This is a genomic window from Staphylococcus sp. Marseille-Q1834, assembly GCF_916858875.1.
Taxonomy (GTDB): Bacteria; Bacillota; Bacilli; order Staphylococcales; family Staphylococcaceae; genus Staphylococcus; species Staphylococcus pragensis.
The window spans coordinates 1,186,785-1,205,320 of record NZ_CAKASN010000001.1 but is presented as its reverse complement, the minus strand read 5'-3'; the positions used below and the strand labels follow the sequence as shown (position 1 = coordinate 1,205,320).

Below are 18,536 nucleotides of genomic sequence, written 5' to 3'. Positions count from 1 at the left end.
TGATAAAGTTTACAAATCAACTTTTAATTAATTTAGATTAATTAACCTATGAAATTTATAATACGACGCTCATTTTTCGGTTGAAAATGAAAAACTGGAGCAAGATGACCTACTATATACAATTGCCTTGACTTCTAAATTTAAAAATTATACATTGTAAATATAGTATTAATATATGCACTAGGGGTGTTTTTTAACTGAGATGAGGCATGTCCTCGAACCCTTTGAACCTGAACTAGTTCATACTAGCGTAGGAAAGTGTGGGATAAATTTTAGATGATAATAGGGATAACACGTGTGTTAATCTCTTGCTTATATATACATATCTATTATTTACGCAACTTTCCTAACGAAGGTTGCGTATTTTTTTACTGTAAAATCAAAGTGATGGAGGCTCGTGCAATGGCAAGAACAGTATTAGTAACAGGCGGCGGCCGTGGTTTAGGCGCAGTCATCGCAAGAACATTAGTGTCACAAGGATTTCAAGTTGTCATTAATTACAATAAGAGTAAAGAAGCTGCTGAACAGTTAGCAACCAAATTAGGCGACAACGCAATCACACTACAAGCAGACGTGACACAACGTGAAGAAGTGGACCGTTTAGTGAAAGAAGCAACAGCTCACTTCGGACAAATCGATGTAGTAGTGAACAATGCATTAGTTAACTTCAAGTTCGATCCCGTTGCTCAAAAAGCATTCAAAGACTTAAGCTGGGAAGATTACCAACAACAAATTGATGGTACGTTAAAAGCAGCATTTAACGTTGCTCAAAGTGTAGTTCCTCAATTTATCGAACGTAACGCTGGTAGCATCATCAGTATTGGTACAAACTTATTCCAAAATCCTGTTGTCCCATATCATGAATATACAACTGCAAAAGCAGGTTTAATTGGTTTCACACGTAATATCGCTGCTGAATTAGGTCAATATGGTATTACAGCTAATATGGTTTCTGGTGGTTTATTAAAGACAACTGACGCCAGTGCAGTAACCACACCAGAAGTATTTGACTTAATCGCTCAAACAACACCTTTACGTAAAGTGACAACACCTCAAGATGTGGCAAATATGGTAGCGTACTTAAGTTCTGAAGCAGCCAACGGTATTACAGGACAAAACATTACAGTTGATGGCGGTTTAACAATGAACTAAACCACTTAGAGTTAAATGCGACGTTTTCATTAAGCGCATTATTCTCTATTTAATCAAAATCCCAACAACAAACTGGAGTGTTAGTGATTCATTATGACGAAAGAGAAACAGCAATTACACATTGGTATTTTAATTTATGGGTGTGGTCACCATCAGGCAGCTTGGCAACAACCTTACTCAAGTGTTGAACGTCTTGGTGATATTACCTATTATCAAGAGCTAGCTCAACTTTCTGAGCAAGGACTATTTGACGTCGTCTTCTTTGCGGATAATCAGGCCTTCAATCCAGGTTTCACCACGATGCCGAGTTTCTGGTTTGACCCCCTCATTAACTTAACAGCTATTTCCCAAGTGACACATCATGTCGGTTTGGTGCCCACTATCTCGAGTACATTTTCAAATCCATTCACGGCAGCGCGTCAGTTATTAAGCTTGGACCATATCACTGGCGGCCGTGTCGGTTGGAATTTAGTAACTTCTATGACAGACGTGGAGGCTCAGAACCATAGTATGGAGGCATTGCCTGAGCATGCTGTTCGCTATGAAAAGGCGGACGAATTCGCCCGCGTCGTTAATGGATTGTTTGAGTCATGGACTACGGAAGACTTTCAACCTCATCGTGAAGCTGGGACGTTGATGGATACGACAACGATACAACCGCTTCACCATAAAGGTAAATATTTCCAAGTACGTGGGCCACTAACAACACCACAAAGCCCACAAGGAAAGCCAGTTGCTATGCAAGCAGGCGCATCTGACCAAGGTATTGCGTTGGCTACGAAATATGCAGATGCCGTTTATTCAGTATCATGGAATTTGAAACAAGCTCAACGCTACCGTGAAAGATTAGATGCTCAAATGAAACAAAACACAGATAACCCAAGATACATTAAAGTCTTTCCTGGATTAGTAACGTATGTAGGGCGTACACGTGAAGAAGCGGAAGCTAAGAAAGCAGAGCTAGATGCTTTACTTCCCGTTGAAACGGCTTTGAAACAGTTAAGTTTCTTTGTTCAACAAGATTGTAGTAATTGGGAACTAGACCAACCCGTTCCCGAATTACCCCCACTTGAGGAATTTAGTGGACCAAAGGGTCGTTACGAAACTATCCTTGAAATCATTAATGATAAACAACCGACTGTTCGTGAATTACTTGGCTATTTAAATGCTGGAGGCGGACATTTAACCTTAGTAGGCACACCTGAAGACATCGTAGACGAAATGGAACATTGGTTCAACGAAGGTGTCGCAGATGGCTTTAATTTAATGCCACCTTCCCTCCCACATAGTTTAGAAGACTTTGTAGATTTAATCGTTCCTGAATTACAACGTCGTGGTTTATATCGCACAACGTATACAGGACATACCCTGATAGATCACTTAGGGCTAAATTAGAAATAAAAAAGACATTCATTATTATCTATATCATTTAATTCAAATTCATTTATATCCAATACCCAATTTATTAATCCATATAATAGAAATTAACGTATAAAGGCGATGATGCTAACTTAGGAGCACCATCGCCTTATTTAATTCATATAAAAAAGCGAACCTGAAAGACAGGCTCGCTCCTTTACTGATAACAACACTTAATATTTGTAAGGGTCATTATCTTTCTTATCTTGTAATTTTTTAGCTTCATCTTTTAAGAAATCATCGTTATGGTGTTCCTTTTCAAGATCTTTATTTAAGCCAATTGAATCATTATTATTATTGTGATTATATCTATCACTACGACGATAGTTGTTATCGTTGTCATGATGATTATCTTCATCATTCGTTAATGTTCTACCAATATTATTATGATCATCGTTACCGTTATCTGCTGACCACTCTACATCATTACGACGATTAAAGTCATCATCAAAATGGTTTAAATCATCACGGTGATTTGATGAACGATACTCATGACGGTCTGTATCATGGTTATAATTACGGTCATCGTCACGACGGTAACCATTATCATCATATAAATGGTCACGATTATGACGCTCATTGTCATTGCTATGACTAGAATTATGACTGCCCTCATGTACATCGTGTTCATCATCGTTTGAATAATGTTCTTTAATATAGTCCTGTTCTTTAGCTTTATCTTCTTCATCTAAAATGAAGGCATTGTTACTAGCATTTACATCTTTACGATCACTATCATGTCTGTCATGGTTGTCTCTATCGTTACGATTATCATTTCTATCATTGTGGTAATCATTGCCATGTTGACCTTGATTTGTCACGTTAGCATAACCACTGTTTTGGTTGTCATGATTGTTGCGACGACTGTCATCATTATTATCATGATGATGATTGTAATCATCTCTATTATGACCTTGATTAGTTACATTCGCATAACCATTATTTCGGTTGTTATTGTCGTTATCGTAACTATTGTTACGATTGTCATAACGGTTGTCACGGTGGTTATCATAGTGATTATTACCATAATAATTGTTGTCATGATCATTATGTTTTTTAGCTTTTCTTACTAATAACATAATACCTGCGATTAACCATAAGATAGCGCTAATCCAGTTTGTTGCTAGCGCTAAAACACCTGCGATAAGAATTAAAATACCTGCAACTTTATGTTTTTTACTAATTAAAAAGCCACCAATAATTGCTAAGATTAAAGGAATAATTGAACCCCAAGTAAGGAAATCAATAAATTTACTTAACGCATTAACACCGTTATTAATTTCATTTGTTGATACTTGGTTACCTTGTCTTTGTGTTTCAGTTATGACTTGTTCTCGGAAATCTCCATTCCCTACGAAAGGACGAATTAATAGAAATACAATTGCAAGTAACGCTTGAATTGCTACACCGACCCAAGTCAGTATGTGTTCACCAATTCGGCTCACTTTGTTATGTTCATGTCCGTTCTTCGTTGAATAATCATATGTTTGATTCGCCATAATTACGCCTCCTTTTTTTGTCCTATACCCTGATGACAATGACGTTACTCTTATTTTTTGAAAAGTATCCCCAATTTCCTTTTCAAAAAATTAAAACTGGCGATGGACAATGAGGTAGTAAATGCGAGACGTAACCCAATACATCAAGGCGTAAATAGCGATAACCGTGATAAATACACCAATATAACTTGTCGCGAATTCACCCATATTCGTTATGCTTAAAATACCTAATAGAGTAAAAATATATTTAAATGCGACTGCGACATGAACCATCGCTACTAAAATTGGTAAAGCAAAAATCCAAATAATTTGATGATTGATGGTCGATTTAATACGTTCGTCTTCGATTCCGACTTTCTTCATAATTTGATAATTACGACGATCTTCATAACCTTCTGCAATATTTTTATAATACATCATCAAGAAAGTACCGAGCAGCAATATAATTGAAACAATGATACCAATAAATATCAATCCACCATTTAATTCATATAACATGGTTGCCGTTTCATCTCTACTTTGAATATCAACTTTATATTTGTCCTCTAAATGATTCATTATTTTATTAAAATGAGAAACATCCTTAGTCATAATATTAAAATTAATAAATGTCGTTTCATAAGTACTAAGATGACGACTTGATGAATAAAGTCCATCCATATAATAATTTGCTATTTGATTGTAACGTTGATCACTCGGCGTTATGACCATTAACCCTTCTGGCATCTGATACGTATAGCTAAGCTCGTCTACTTGTTTCGCTTTAAATTGAGTATCCATTAAGTTAATCTTTTTTAATTTTTTTAATATCAGACTAGAACTAGCTAGGCCTACTTCATTGTCATTTAAGTTCACTTTATGGGTAGCTACCTTATTATAATCCTCTTGAGTCATCAATATTAAATAAGGATTACTAATGTGAAATCTTGCTGTATTCGTTTCTTCTTTATTAAATGTATTAGGAGACTGATACGTACTAGCAATCATAGCTACTGGAATCTCTTTAAAGAAATCTATTTTTGCGTTATTTTTAATCTCATGCTTTAAACCATGTACTTTATGTTGTACCGTCTTATCCGTTTTCACATTACCTTGAACTGAAATCTTATATTGATCAGGCATCAATGTAGTGATACATTGATCTATACCACGATATGTTGTAATCGTCATGCCCAAAGTGACGATTAAAAATGTGCATAGGATAGAAATACTCGCGAGTCCGATAGCATTTGTATTAATTCGAGACCTTAAACCAGAAATAACGAAAAAGTATTTCGGATGATAATATAGTTTCGGAATTTTTTGTAGCCATTCAAGTAATAAAACGCCTAATGAGATAAATAAACAATAGGTTCCTAACATGACTAGAAAGACGGCATTAAACAGTTGAAAAATTGATTGTGTTAATAACGCATCACTTAACGCAATGTTATAGCTTACAGCTATTGCAATAATACCAATAACTAATAATATATAGAGAATAGGTTTAGGCAACCGCTTCTCCGTTACTTGTTGTTGTTGAATTAACTTAATCGGACTTTGAAATAATACTCTAATATTGTTCATTATAAATAAAAATAACATCAACCCTGCTAACATTAATAATGTAATAAGCATCGATGTAGTGTTAAATGGGTAGTCTATCAACGACATATTGGTTTGGTGTAGCAATTTATTTAACAACATAAAGGTTAAGGCGCCGAACAAATAGCCCCCTGAAATACTTAGTATGCCGACAACGATATATTGATAAACCATTTCTACCAACATAATAAGCTGGAAATGTTTCTTCTCCATACCTAATATCATATACATGGCTAGTTCTCGTTGACACCGTTTCATCATGAATCGATTCGCATACAAAATAAATATGAAACCTAATACACTCATAAAGAAGTTACCTATCGCTATAAACGCCGGTAATGTGTCACTTCGATGTTGAACGTAATCATTCATGTACAAAGATAGTAGTATAAATTCAATTCCAAATATCACACTTAGCGCCAGTATAAACGGTATCATGACATGTCGTTGCATTTTGAAGTTTTGACCAACCATTGTCCATAGCATACGAAATGGCATCTCAATCACCTCTTTCATTCAGAATAGCTAAACTATCTGCAATACGCTTCTGGAAATCTTGTTGCGATTCCTCTCCACGATAAATTTCATGATATAAACGTCCATCTTTAATAAACAATACGCGCTTTGCATAAGAGGCATCCACTGCAGAATGTGTCACCATTAAGATGGTTTGATGATTGTCATTAATTTTTCTGAAAAGATTCATAATATTCTTCGAAGTCTTTGAATCTAGCGCGCCAGTTGGTTCATCGGCAAGTAACAAATTGGGTTCATTCATGAGCGCTCGTCCAATAGCAATACGTTGCTGTTCTCCGCCAGAAATTTGATATGGATATTTATCTAGTAATTTCTCAATACCGAGTTCCGTACTGATTTGGTCTAAACGCTGTTCCATAATTTTATGAGAACGATTAGCTAAGACAAGTGGCGTGAGTATGTTATCTTTATTAGTCATAGTTGGTAGGACATTAAAGTCTTGGAAGACGAAGCCTAAATTATCACGACGGAAGTGTGCAATTTGTTTGTTACGTAATTTGCGGATGTCTTGGTTGTTGATGGTAATAACGCCTTCTGTGGCTTTATCGAATGTGGCGATGAGGTTAAGGAGTGTGGATTTACCTGAGCCTGATTCACCCATGATGGCGACGAATTCGCCGTTATCTACAGTTAGGGAAATGCCGTTGAGGGCTGTGGTTGCATTTAATCCTCTGCCGAATGTTTTCTTTATATTTTTCACGTCTAATAACATGTCTTCATTCTTCCTTTCTTTGAAAATGATTTTTGATATGTATATATAACTGTCACTCATTCTGTTGTGTGCTTGCCTAGGGGATGGGTTGAGCCTTGGTCTTATAAAGCAGTTCTTAGGTAGATATTTACTTGTTTAAGTTGTGCGCTTTCCTGTGGGAAAGGCTCGTGCCTGTAGTCACTCGACACTTTCTTTTCCACTAGGAGTCGTCACAACTACACTTCGTAATCTATCTTAGAACTACTTACTTAAGTATGAAAAGATTTAAATCAATTTACCCAAGAATCTCATTAATTTCTTCTATATTTAATAAACCTAAAACTAGAATATTTTCATGTTAATTCTATGATAAAACAAAAAAGGACCAACAACATTGATATTTTCTTACAAATGTTGTTGGCTGGCTTACAATTTTGAAAGTTTAGTTTGATTGTGGGAAATGAATGTGGAAGGTTGCTCCTGCTCCAAGTTCTGATTCGACATCCACTTTGTGATGGAGATGTTGTGAAATATGTTTCACGATAAAAAGGCCAATGCCACTTGATTGATCATTAAGACGACCATTATAACCTGAATACCCTTTATCGAATATTTTCGGCTGGTCAGCTTGGCTAATTCCCACGCCATTATCACGAATGGATAGTACTTTTGTATTGTTATCAAATGCAATCCAAATATCTTTTCCTCGGGCATATTTCAATGCATTATTTAGAATTTGTTCAATCATGATGCTACACCACTGGACATCGGTCAATACTTCATCTTCACAACGTTCATAATGAATTTTTGTTTTTTGATCTATAAATTGAATCGAATATTTCATAATTAATGGACGTACGAGTTCATTAATCGTTACTTTGGAAAAGGACATGTCCGTCTCTTCATTCATCAATTTTAAATAACTTAGCGCAAGACTCGTATAGTTATCAATTTGAATGATTTCCTGACGCATACGATTAACTACATTATCTTCATTACGTTCTAATAATAGCTTCGAAGCGGTAATCGGTGTCTTGATTTGATGAACCCATGTTAAGAAATAGTTCTCCACATTGGCTTGATACTCAGTTTGACTACTCTTAACTTGTTGTAATTCATCTTCAAGATGCTCGATGGTTTCTTTCATATTTTCTTGTTCTTTAAAGCCACTCAATTGAATCAGCCAATAAATAATCATGACAAATAAAATAATCGCCATACCTAACATGAACGCACTTAAAGGTAAGCTAAATAAAAAGAATATTAGTAGAAACAATAATATTATGGTAATCACGATGATAAGTTCATTTAATATTGATTTCATAAATGCTTTAAACATAACACTTACACCTTATATCCAACATTTTTCTTTGTTTCTATCAAATCTTTTACGCCAATCGATTGTAACTTCTTACGTAAACGTGTCATATTCACAGCAAGTGTATTATCATCAATGAAATTTTCTGATTCCCAACATTTTTCAATTAGAGACGTACGACTGACATATTTGCCTTCGTTACGAAATAGCATATGCAGAATTTGAAGTTCCGTAAAAGATAATTGCACAGATTCATCATTATGGTAAAGCGTCGCTTCATCAATAATCAATTTACAATCACGCACTATAATTTCATTATTTGAAACCGCTAAATCATACGTGCGTCGTAGCAATGCTTGAATCTTTGCTACGGTTAAAGATAAGTTAAACGGCTTTTCGATAAAGTCATCGCCGCCCATTTGAATTGCCATGATCTGATCCATATTATCCGTACGTGAACTAATGAAGATAATCGGCACATTTGACGTCTTTCGAATTTCTTGGCACCAATGATAGCCATTAAACGTTGGTAAATTTATATCCAATAATACCAATTGCGGTTGATGGGTGTTAAATAAATCAAGAATATTATCAAACTGTTTCGCTACTACAACTTCGTAATTCCATTGAGATAGCTCACGTTCTAAGCTTTCTGCAATCACTAAGTCATCTTCCACAATAAGAACTTTCATATTGCTCACCTTTCGTAACTGAATTTCTACGTTTTAGTAAATTACTCTTTTTCTTTCTCATCATAATCTGGATTTGAGATTTTGTTTTTCTCTTTTTCCATTTCAGCTTTTTTCTCTTGTGTTTTTTTACTACGTTTTCTTTCTTCCCTAATTGATAATGCGATAAATCCTATAATCAATAATGGAGATAACATAATTAATATCACAGGTGTTCACCTCTATTTTTTTAATGATATTTGCTAATTACTTAGCCTCTATTTTACATCTTTTTCTTGAAAATGAATATGCATACAGTATGAGTCATATTAAAAACCCCATCACAACAGTATGATGAGGTTTGTAACCAATTACTTCCTATTTAATATATACTTTCTAATATCTTCAACCGTAATACTTTTGAAGATTTGATTTTTGACTTCTCCTATTTTACCTACTCGCAGCATACCACCACTATAACTTCTCGGTGAATAGTTCTCCCAGTAGTCTAATTGCTCAAATAGTTCTTTTAATGTTGCCATACGTTTTACCACCTTTTCAAAAAATTGGGTAAATAAAATAGCCCTCCTTAAATAAGAAGCGCTTCCAGACATCTTCTTATCTCTCAGGAATTCCTGTTGGATTTAGCACCTCACGATGAACGCAGTTGCTGGAGCTTCATAGGGCCAAGTCCCTCCACTCACTCTTAATAAGACGAACTATTTTATTTATAAATATTATAACCCACTTTCTTATTTCTGAAAAGGATTATGAAATTAATTCAAATGGAAAATATTATTAATTCTACAAATTAATAATTGTTTACAATACCTTTACTTAAAAATAACTTTATAATCATCTTAAATCAAATAAAGTTTCTTAATATAAATAAGTAACAACTACTTTATACATATTAGGGGGCTTTTTAAAAATGAGTTTCATCAACAAATTTGGTAAAACTACTGTTGCAGGTTCAATTTTAGCTGCTTCTGTATTGGGAACTACACATGTTTCATTCGCATCTGGTGCGGGTGAAGGAAATCAAGGTCAACAAGGTGAAAATGGCGCTGTCGCGTTTGGTAACACTGAAAATCCTAAAAACGTTATCTTCATGGTTGGCGATGGTATGGGACCTTCTTATAACTCAGCTTACCGTTATTTCGCAGATAACCCAGACACTAAAGAATTAGATCAAACTGCATTCGATAAATATTTAAAAGGTACAAACCGTACAAATCCAGACGACCCTAAAGAAAACGTAACTGACTCAGCTGCAGGTGGTACTGCTTTCGCAACTGGTCACAAAACTTATAACGGTGCTATCTCAGTAGACACTAATAAAAATCCTGTTAAATCTGTATTAGAACAAGCTAAAGAAGATGGTAAATCAACTGGTATCGTTACAACAGCCGAAGTAACTGATGCTACTCCAGCTGTTTATGCAGCTCACGTTGATAGCCGTGATAAAAAAGATGAAATCGCTCAACAATTCTTTAACGATAAAATTAATGGCCAACACAAAGCAGACGTTATCTTAGGTGGCGGTTCTAAATACTTCGGTAAAGAAAATGGTAACTTAACTGAGAAATTCCAACAAGACGGTTACGATTATGTCACTAATAAAGATGAATTAGCAAACTCTCAAAGCGATCAAGTATTAGGTTTATTCTCTGAAAAAGATATGCCATTACAAATCGATGCACCTCAAGAAAATCCATTATTAGTTGATATGGAAAATAGTGCATTATCTAAATTAGAAAAAAATAACAAAGGCTTCTTCTTAATGGTAGAAGGTGCGTCAATCGACAAATCTGGCCACCCTAACGACATCACTGGTGTTATGTCAGAAATGAGCGGTTTCGAAAAAGCTTTCCAAAACGCTATCGATTACGCAAATACACATAAAGATACTTTAGTTGTTGCTACAGCTGACCACTCAACTGGTGGTTTATCAATCGCTAAAGGTAAAGACTACGTTTGGAATCCTGAAGCAATTCATAAAATGAAACACTCTGGTAGCTACATGACAAAACAAATTGCTGAAGGTAAAGACCCTGAACAAGTTATCAATGATGGTTATGGAATCGACTTCCCTAGTGACCAATTAGATAAAGTTAAAGAAGCGGCGAAAGAATTAAAAGATGCTAAAGCTAATGCTAAAGACGACAAAGACCCTAAAGTCGCTGAAGCAACTACAAAATTACAAGATGCTATCCAAAAACCAATTAACGATGAATCTCACACTGGTTGGACTACATACGGCCACACAGGTGAAGACGTAAACACTTACGCACACGGTCCTGGTGAAGATAAATTCGCTGGTAACATGGACAACACTCAAAGCGCTAAAAACATCTTCGACTTCTTCGCAAATGACGTAGCAAGCCAACAAAACCAATAATATTTCATATTGAAACAGGCGCTCTCTTATGTGAGAGCGCCTGTTTTTAGTTTATATATATCAAAAAAGTGCTTCATCCACTATCGGATAAAGCACTCTTTGATGTTTAGTTAATTTCTAAATTGTCTTTAATTTTCTTTTCAACTTCATTCATGCTATTTTTATCTGGATAGAAGTAATATAATCCATCGTCGCCAACTTTATTTTGCCCGTCAATTGTTAAACGTTCAACATTATCTTGAGCTTTGTCGTAATCAGATTTGAAACTATTTAACTGTACAAAGCTTAAGTCAGTTTTCAAGTTATCTTGAGCTGCTTTAAAGATACCATTTAATTTAGTAATAGAGTTAATTGAGAATGCTTCTTTAGCTACTGCAGTAATGACTTGTTGCTGACGTAATTGACGACCTTCGTCTCCTCCAGCCCCTTCATCTTTACGACTTCTCATATATGCTAAAGCTTCTTCTCCATCCATATTATATTCTTTACCTTGTTCAAATTTGTAGTCTTTTTTTGAATCTGTAGTATTAAACGTTGCATTACTTGCTACAGTCACTCCACCTATTTCATCAACTACTGTTTTAACACCATCCATATTTATAGCTATGTAATGATCTACTGGTACATTCATTAATTTTTCCAATGAATTAACAGCCATTTTGGGTCCACCGTAAGCATAAGCATGATTAATCTTTTCAGTAGTATTTCTACCTACCATTTCAGCTCGCGTATCTCTGGGTACACTTACCATTACAGTTTTTTTATCTTTAGGATTAATAGACATTAATACAATCGAATCACTTCTTTGACCCATATTTTCTTGATGTCGTCTAGAATCATCATCAATACCATAAAGCACTACTGTCATTGGGTCCCCATCTTTTAATGATTTCTGTCTTAGTTGGGAATGATCTCTATTAAGAGGGTGATTAATAGAATTGTTCAATGAATGAAGTTTCGAAAAAACAAATATTCCTGCAGCAATAATAAGAACAATTAATACAATTAAAATTGTAATAATTACTTTAAAAGCTGTTGATTTTTTCTTCATTTATCATCACTCTTTTTATAAACTTTTAATTATTTCAATTACGCGTTCTTGTTGTTCATTCGTCATATCAGAACCTGAAGGTAAACATACTCCATGTTCAAATAAATATGCACTATTATCCTTGTTTTCAGCAATATAATCATAAGACTCAAAATATGGTTGCAAGTGCATTGGTTTCCAAACTGGACGTGCTTCAATATTATTTTCTAGCAATGTTTCTATTAATTTTAATGCGGTGAAATTTGTTTTACTTTCATCAATTGTTAAAGCTGTTAACCAACGATTTGACCTAGAATTAGGTAATTCAGGTTGGAATTTAAAACCATCAATGTCACCAAATGCTTTATTATATTTATCGAAAATTTCACGTCGACGTTTAACACGTTGATCTAAAATTTCCATTTGTCCTCTACCTATTCCTGCAGAAATATTACTTAATCGATAATTAAAGCCTAATTCGCTATGTTGATAATGTAAGGCTTTATCTCTTGACTGGGTTGATAAGAATAACGCATGTGCTATGCTTTTTTCATCATTAGAAATTAGCATACCTCCACCACTAGTAGTTATAATTTTATTACCATTAAATGAGTAAATACCAAATTTACCAAAAGTACCACTTTTTTTTCCTTTATATTCTGCGCCAAGTGATTCTGCAGCGTCTTCAATAAGAATTGAACCATATTGATCACAAATCTCTTTAATTTCATCCATTTTAGCAGATTGACCATATAGATTAACAGATACTACAGCTTTAGGTTTGATGCCTCTTTCAGCATATTTCTCAAACGCTTTACGCAAAGCTATAGGTGACATGTTCCAAGTATCCATATCTGAATCAATAAAGACAGGTATAGCATCTTGATAAATTATTGGATTAGCCGAAGCACTAAAAGTTAATGAACTACAAAATACAACATCACCTTTTCGTACACCACTCTCAATTAAAGCTAAATGAATAGCAGCTGTTCCGCTTGTCAATGCTAAAGCAGATTTAATTCCAGTGTAATTTTTTACGCTATTTTCAAATTCAGTTACATTTTCTCCTAAAGGTGCTACCCAATTTTTTTCAAATGCATCATGGATATAATCAAGTTCTGTACCTCCCATGTGAGGTCTTGATAAAAAGATTCTTTCATTTTCCATTCAAATCTACTCCTTAAATCTAAATTCATTATATTTTATATTCGAAAAGTTTATTATTACTAACAAATATTAGTCATTAGATTTCTTTTTTCACTTTCGCTGGACTGCCTACGACTAATTTATTATCTGGAACATTGTTCACCACTGTAGCACCAGCTCCAACTAAACAATTTTCACCAATTTGTATACATGGAATTAGGCAAGCACCAGCTCCAATTTGTGTACCTTCATTGATTATTGATCCTCCAGTAAGAGTTGAGTTTGGAGAGATATGGACAAAATCATTTATATTAATATCATGTCCTACACTTGCTAATGTATTTATAATGCATTGATTACCAATATTTGTACTAGCATTAATAACCGCATTTCCCATAACAACAGTGCCATGACCTATATGTACATCTGAACCTATGACAACAGATGGATGAATTAAGGTTACATACTTTTCTTTAGGCAAGTTTAAAGTTTCATAAATCTTTTTTCTAATTTTGTTATTCCCTATTGCAATAAAAAAATGATATTCTTTTACATATTTTTTAAAATTACTGATACTATCATATATTAATCCATTAGAAACTTCTTTATGTTCAAATTTTTGATCTAAATAACCACAAAGCTTACAATCATCAGATAATTTAATAATATCTGCTATAACTTTAGAATGTCCCCCATTACCTATTAATATCACTTTTTTCATTTTTTATTTCCCTCAAATCTCTTCATAGAAACTGTCTCACTTGCATTTATGTCTTTTCTTTTTAAAACATTTAAAATTGTTTTATAAAGTATATAAATATCCAATTTTAGAGATTGATTTTCGACGTATAATACGTCCAATTTAAATTTTTGTTCCCAAGAAATAGCATTTCTACCATTTATTTGGGCCCAACCTGTTATACCAGGTTTAACATCGTGACGTTTTTTTTGTTCTTCATTGTAAAGAGATAAATATTCCATTAACAAAGGTCTAGGACCCACTAAACTTATATCACCTTTTAAAACATTAATAAGTTGTGGAATTTCATCGATGCTTGTTTTTCTTACTAATCTCCCAAAATCCGTCATCCTTTCAGAATTAGGAAGCAATTGACCTTTTTCATCTCTTGCATCAGTCATTGTTCTAAATTTGTAGATTTCAAAAGGTTTACCATTTATTCCTGGTCGTATCTGTTTAAACAGTACAGGTTTTCCTAGTTTTTTTGAGATAAGTATAGCAGTAGTCAATGTAATTGGCGCGGAAATAATTAATCCTATTGAACTTACTGATATATCTAGTAATCTTTTTAACATTTTTACACCTCGCAAACTTTAATAACGATAAATAAAGTCCATCATATTTTTTACGTTGTTTTCAATTTTAAAATAATTGTTGAACATTAATTTGGAATTATTACCCATCTTTGTTCGTAACTCATGATTATTAGAAATCTCGACAGCTTTATCGATAAAATTATCAACGTTGCCATCATTAATCCAATAGCCACATTGATTATTCACTATTTCTAAGCCAATATCTGTGTTAGGATCAGTCATAGCTAATATTGGTTTACTTAACATCAAATAACTTGATAATCTAGAAGGATAATTAGGTATAGTAAATCTCTTATCTAAGAAGATTAAACCTACATCGCTAACTTTTAACAGTTCATCGTAATCATTTTTTGGTAATTGATTAAAAATATGGACATTATCAATTTTTTCTCCATAATTTTGTATTTCAGCAAATTTTGTTCCACTTCCGACAATAACCAATTGCCCATTTTCAACTTTATTAAAGTTTTTTATTACTTCTTTAATATTTTCTGCTCCTTGTGGAGCTCCCAAATTTCCTCCATAAATGAATGTTACTTTATTAGTATTTAAGTTGTACTTGGTATATAATTTCTCTTTATTAATTTCAATTTCTTTTGAAGTATCATATAACGCGTTTCTAAATATATGAACTTTATTTTTATCAATAAATTTATTATGTTTAAGTATGAATTCTTTATTCTTCGGAGACATAACACCTATATAATCAGAAATTCTATAAGTTTTTTTCTCTTTAATTCTGAAAAAGCTATAAAAAGGACTAGTTTTCTTAAACATATTTAAATCTATAGCATTTTGTGGGAAAATATCTTTCAACATTAAATATGTAGTAGCATTATTACGTTTTTTCAAATTACTAATTAGGTTTGGAAACGTAATAGGTGGAGTAGAATAAAATATTGTGTCAAAATTCTCTTTACTATAAAATTTTTTTAAGGCTTTATCATATAAACTTTCAATTAATACTGTACTTATTCCTTTTTCAATTACATTCGTTTTTGTAATATTAGGAATTTTAACTCTTAAAATATTTATATTTTTAAATTCTTTAATATGAGTTTTACTTTTATTTCTTCTTTGTATTGGGGATACAACTAAAACTTTATCATAGTATTTACCTAACTCATTTATAAAATCATGATAAATTCCTGTTTCATTTATACTGTCCATTTCTTTGATAGTCAAAAAAATCGCACTTTTCATATTATCTCTCCTAAAAATTTTAGATAAATACACTTCCATACTAATTTCTTAGTATAGAAATGTATCTATTTATTTAAAAAGAGGTTGGCTTATCTGCTCTTAATTTAAAATAATATTCAATATTTTCACAAATACGTTTTGAAGCTTTACCATCACCATAAGGGTTGCTAGCTTTGCTCATTTTTAAATATTCATCTTTATTCTCTAATAAGTTTCTTGTTTCTTCTAAAACTGACTTAAAATCAGTACCAATTACTTTTAGGGTACCAGCTTGAACACCTTCAGGACGTTCAGTTGTATCTCGTAATACTAATACTGGTTTACCTAGAGAAGGGGCTTCTTCTTGTACGCCGCCTGAATCAGTCAGTATTAAATGAGATTGATTTGCGAAATTATGAAAATCTACTACATCGAGCGGTTCAATAAGCTCAATTCTCGAATGATTTTCTAAATACTTACTAGCAATATCTCTAACTTTAGGATTTTTATGCATAGGATAAACCACTACAATATCTTCATATTCATCCACTAGTCGTTTCACTGCTTTGAAAATATTATGCATTGGTTCTCCAGTATTTTCTCTTCTGTGAGCTGTTAATAAAATAATTTTCTTATCACTATGTTTTTGAAGAATATCTGAATGATAATCTTCTTTAATAGTTGTCTTCATTGCATCAATGGCAGTATTACCAGTAACTACAATACTTTCATCAGATTTATTTTCATTTCTCAAATTATCTGCAGCATTATTAGTTGGTGCAAAATTCAAATCTGCTAGATTTCCTACCATAACTCGATTCATTTCCTCGGGGAATGGTGAATACTTATTCCACGTTCTTAATCCCGCTTCAACATGACCTATAGGCGTTTGATTATAAAATGCAGTTAATCCACCTACAAATGTAGAAGTTGTATCTCCATGAACTAGTACCATGTCTGGTTGTTCTTTTTTTATTACTTCATCTAATTTAGTGGTAATTCTGGATGTAAGTTCAGCTAAAGTTTGGTTTGCTTTCATAATATTTAAGTCATGATCGGGTTTAACATCAAAAATTTGCAATACACTATCCAACATCTCTCTATGTTGAGCAGTAATTACAACAATTGGTTCAAGATTTTCATTTTTTTCTAACTCTTTTACTAAAGGCGCCATCTTGATTGCTTCAGGACGAGTTCCAAAAATAGTCATTATTTTCTTCATTTTATACCCCTTACATATTGAATATTGTAACTGTTATACTAAATTACTTTTTTAGTTCAATATTTTTAGTTTCATATAAATTGCCATAATTAAAGTAAGAAACCTTATCAAATTTAGACTTAACAACATTTTTTGTATCAAAAATGATTTTATTTTTCATATTTTCAAATTCACTATCATCAAACGATTTAAATTCTGAATGGTCAGTAAGTATTAAAACAAGTGATGAATCTTTAGTTGCTTTTTTAATATCTTTTTCTACAAAATCTAATTCTACGTGTGGATCATAAGCAGTTACTTCTAGATTTTCTTCCTGTAATAATTTATAAATATCAAATGCTGGTGATTCGCGAATATCATCTACATCCCCTTTATATGTTAGACCAAACACTGTAACTTTAGGATTATTTATTTCTGATAAAATACGTTTAACATTTTCAACTACATATTTAGGCATAGAACGGTTAATTTTTCGTCCAGTTTGAATTAATGGTGAGTTTTCAGGATCTTTAGCAATGATGAAATATGGATCCACTGCTAAACAGTGTCCCCCAACTCCTGGCCCTGGAGAATGAATATTTACACGTGGATGTTTATTAGCCATTTCAATAACATCTAAAACATTAATACCTAAATTATTACTAATTTTAGTTAATTCATTAGCCAATGAGATATTTAAATCACGATAAGTATTTTCCATTAGTTTACTCATTTCAGCAGTACGCGCATTCGTTTCAATCATTTCTCCCTTTACAAAAGTACTATATACACGTTTACCTGCTTCAACACAGTTTTGAGTGACACCACCAATAATTCGATTGTTGTACACTAATTCCTCTAAAATTTTTCCTGGTAAAACACGTTCTGGACAATGAACTAAATAAACGTCTTCACCAATAGTAAATCCTTCTTTTTCAATAAGAGGTTTTACATGATCATCCATTGTACGTGGTGCAATTGTAGACTCGACAATAATCGTATCTCCTTTTTTTAGAGAAGGAAGAATGCTATTTACTGCACTTAATACAATTGATATATCACAAGATTCATACTCATCATCATTATTTGGTGTTGGAACTGAAATGATGAAAGCATCGGCTTCTGCCGGTTTAGTTGATATTTTTAATTTTCCTTTGTCAAGTACTTCTTCAAAAACTTCTTGTAGTCCTGGTTCTTCAATATTCACCCTACCATTTTGTAAACTGTCAATTGTCTTTTGGTTAATATCTACACCTAATACATCTACACCGTGTTTTGCAAACATAATTGAAGTCGGTAATCCAATATATCCTAATCCTACTACTGTTAATTTCAATTTCAAATCCTCCATATTTAAAGTGTATTTTGTGTGT

At 33.1% G+C, this 18,536-nt stretch carries 17 protein-coding genes and 2 riboswitches; of the genes, 3 read left to right on the top strand and 14 right to left on the bottom strand.

Annotated features, from left to right (window positions below; translation table 11 throughout):
• Nucleotides 1-172: 172 nt before the first annotated feature.
• A riboswitch (TPP riboswitch) is annotated at nucleotides 173-274 on the top strand.
• Between the two features lie 128 nt (nucleotides 275-402).
• Together LIX58_RS05965 and LIX58_RS05960 are read left to right on the top strand one after the other, a co-directional pair.
• A complete protein-coding gene (locus tag LIX58_RS05965) occupies nucleotides 403-1,152 on the top strand; it encodes a 3-oxoacyl-ACP reductase (RefSeq protein ID WP_126565697.1) in 750 nt (249 codons plus the stop codon).
• A 93-nt stretch (nucleotides 1,153-1,245) separates the two neighbouring features.
• Entirely contained in the window at nucleotides 1,246-2,547 is a 1,302-nt protein-coding gene (locus LIX58_RS05960; RefSeq protein ID WP_154838131.1) for an LLM class flavin-dependent oxidoreductase, read from the top strand.
• A 197-nt stretch (nucleotides 2,548-2,744) separates the two neighbouring features.
• Here the strand turns inward: LIX58_RS05960 and LIX58_RS05955 are convergent, their stop codons facing one another.
• The 7 genes from LIX58_RS05955 to LIX58_RS05925 all read right to left on the bottom strand — a co-directional run bounded on the left by LIX58_RS05955 (nucleotide 2,745) and on the right by LIX58_RS05925 (nucleotide 9,410).
• Complete coding sequence (locus LIX58_RS05955) at nucleotides 2,745-4,070, bottom strand: DUF4064 domain-containing protein (RefSeq protein ID WP_126565699.1); 1,326 nt, start codon at nucleotides 4,068-4,070, stop codon at nucleotides 2,745-2,747.
• A 90-nt stretch (nucleotides 4,071-4,160) separates the two neighbouring features.
• Nucleotides 4,161-6,152, bottom strand: coding sequence for an ABC transporter permease (locus LIX58_RS05950; RefSeq protein ID WP_226386167.1), 1,992 nt, complete (start codon nucleotides 6,150-6,152; stop codon nucleotides 4,161-4,163).
• A gap of 1 nt (nucleotide 6,153) precedes the next feature.
• Nucleotides 6,154-6,903 carry an ABC transporter ATP-binding protein gene (locus tag LIX58_RS05945; RefSeq protein ID WP_226386166.1) on the bottom strand — a complete coding sequence of 250 codons (750 nt, stop codon included), beginning with the start codon at nucleotides 6,901-6,903 and terminating at the stop codon, nucleotides 6,154-6,156.
• Nucleotides 6,904-7,324: 421 nt separating this feature from the next.
• Nucleotides 7,325-8,221: a sensor histidine kinase gene (locus LIX58_RS05940; RefSeq protein WP_126565702.1), complete on the bottom strand. Its 897-nt coding sequence runs from the start codon at nucleotides 8,219-8,221 to the stop codon at nucleotides 7,325-7,327.
• Nucleotides 8,222-8,226: 5 nt separating this feature from the next.
• Complete coding sequence (locus LIX58_RS05935) at nucleotides 8,227-8,892, bottom strand: response regulator transcription factor (protein ID WP_126565703.1); 666 nt, start codon at nucleotides 8,890-8,892, stop codon at nucleotides 8,227-8,229.
• A gap of 41 nt (nucleotides 8,893-8,933) precedes the next feature.
• The gene (locus LIX58_RS05930; RefSeq protein ID WP_168210243.1) at nucleotides 8,934-9,098 is read right to left on the bottom strand and encodes a hypothetical protein; all 165 of its coding nucleotides are present in this window, start codon (nucleotides 9,096-9,098) and stop codon (nucleotides 8,934-8,936) included.
• A gap of 141 nt (nucleotides 9,099-9,239) precedes the next feature.
• A complete protein-coding gene (locus LIX58_RS05925; RefSeq protein ID WP_168210242.1) occupies nucleotides 9,240-9,410 on the bottom strand; it encodes a hypothetical protein in 171 nt (56 codons plus the stop codon).
• Between the two features lie 73 nt (nucleotides 9,411-9,483).
• Nucleotides 9,484-9,584: riboswitch (SAM riboswitch) on the bottom strand.
• Nucleotides 9,585-9,799: 215 nt separating this feature from the next.
• Between LIX58_RS05925 and LIX58_RS05920 the strand changes: the two genes are divergently transcribed.
• Nucleotides 9,800-11,269, top strand: a complete 1,470-nt coding sequence (locus LIX58_RS05920; RefSeq protein WP_126565704.1) for an alkaline phosphatase — start codon at nucleotides 9,800-9,802, stop codon at nucleotides 11,267-11,269.
• A 106-nt stretch (nucleotides 11,270-11,375) separates the two neighbouring features.
• On the opposite strand, the gene LIX58_RS05915 is transcribed toward LIX58_RS05920, so the two are convergent.
• From LIX58_RS05915 to LIX58_RS05885, 7 genes are all read right to left on the bottom strand, one after another.
• Nucleotides 11,376-12,320 (bottom strand): LCP family protein, encoded by a 945-nt coding sequence (locus LIX58_RS05915; RefSeq protein ID WP_126565705.1) that lies wholly within the window; start codon nucleotides 12,318-12,320, stop codon nucleotides 11,376-11,378.
• 15 nt (nucleotides 12,321-12,335) lie between these two features.
• Nucleotides 12,336-13,466, bottom strand: a complete 1,131-nt coding sequence (locus tag LIX58_RS05910) for a DegT/DnrJ/EryC1/StrS family aminotransferase (RefSeq protein ID WP_154838133.1) — start codon at nucleotides 13,464-13,466, stop codon at nucleotides 12,336-12,338.
• Nucleotides 13,467-13,542: 76 nt separating this feature from the next.
• Nucleotides 13,543-14,166 carry an acetyltransferase gene (locus LIX58_RS05905; RefSeq protein ID WP_154838135.1) on the bottom strand — a complete coding sequence of 208 codons (624 nt, stop codon included), beginning with the start codon at nucleotides 14,164-14,166 and terminating at the stop codon, nucleotides 13,543-13,545.
• Nucleotides 14,163-14,759 carry a sugar transferase gene (locus LIX58_RS05900; protein WP_126565708.1) on the bottom strand — a complete coding sequence of 199 codons (597 nt, stop codon included), beginning with the start codon at nucleotides 14,757-14,759 and terminating at the stop codon, nucleotides 14,163-14,165. Before LIX58_RS05900 ends, LIX58_RS05905 begins: the two co-directional genes overlap by 4 nt.
• Nucleotides 14,760-14,777: 18 nt before the next feature.
• Nucleotides 14,778-15,983 (bottom strand): glycosyltransferase family 4 protein, encoded by a 1,206-nt coding sequence (locus tag LIX58_RS05895; protein ID WP_168210241.1) that lies wholly within the window; start codon nucleotides 15,981-15,983, stop codon nucleotides 14,778-14,780.
• Nucleotides 15,984-16,056: 73 nt separating this feature from the next.
• Complete coding sequence (gene wecB, locus LIX58_RS05890) at nucleotides 16,057-17,184, bottom strand: non-hydrolyzing UDP-N-acetylglucosamine 2-epimerase (protein WP_126565710.1); 1,128 nt, start codon at nucleotides 17,182-17,184, stop codon at nucleotides 16,057-16,059.
• A 43-nt stretch (nucleotides 17,185-17,227) separates the two neighbouring features.
• Nucleotides 17,228-18,499: a nucleotide sugar dehydrogenase gene (locus LIX58_RS05885; protein ID WP_126565711.1), complete on the bottom strand. Its 1,272-nt coding sequence runs from the start codon at nucleotides 18,497-18,499 to the stop codon at nucleotides 17,228-17,230.
• Nucleotides 18,500-18,536: the final 37 nt, after the last annotated feature.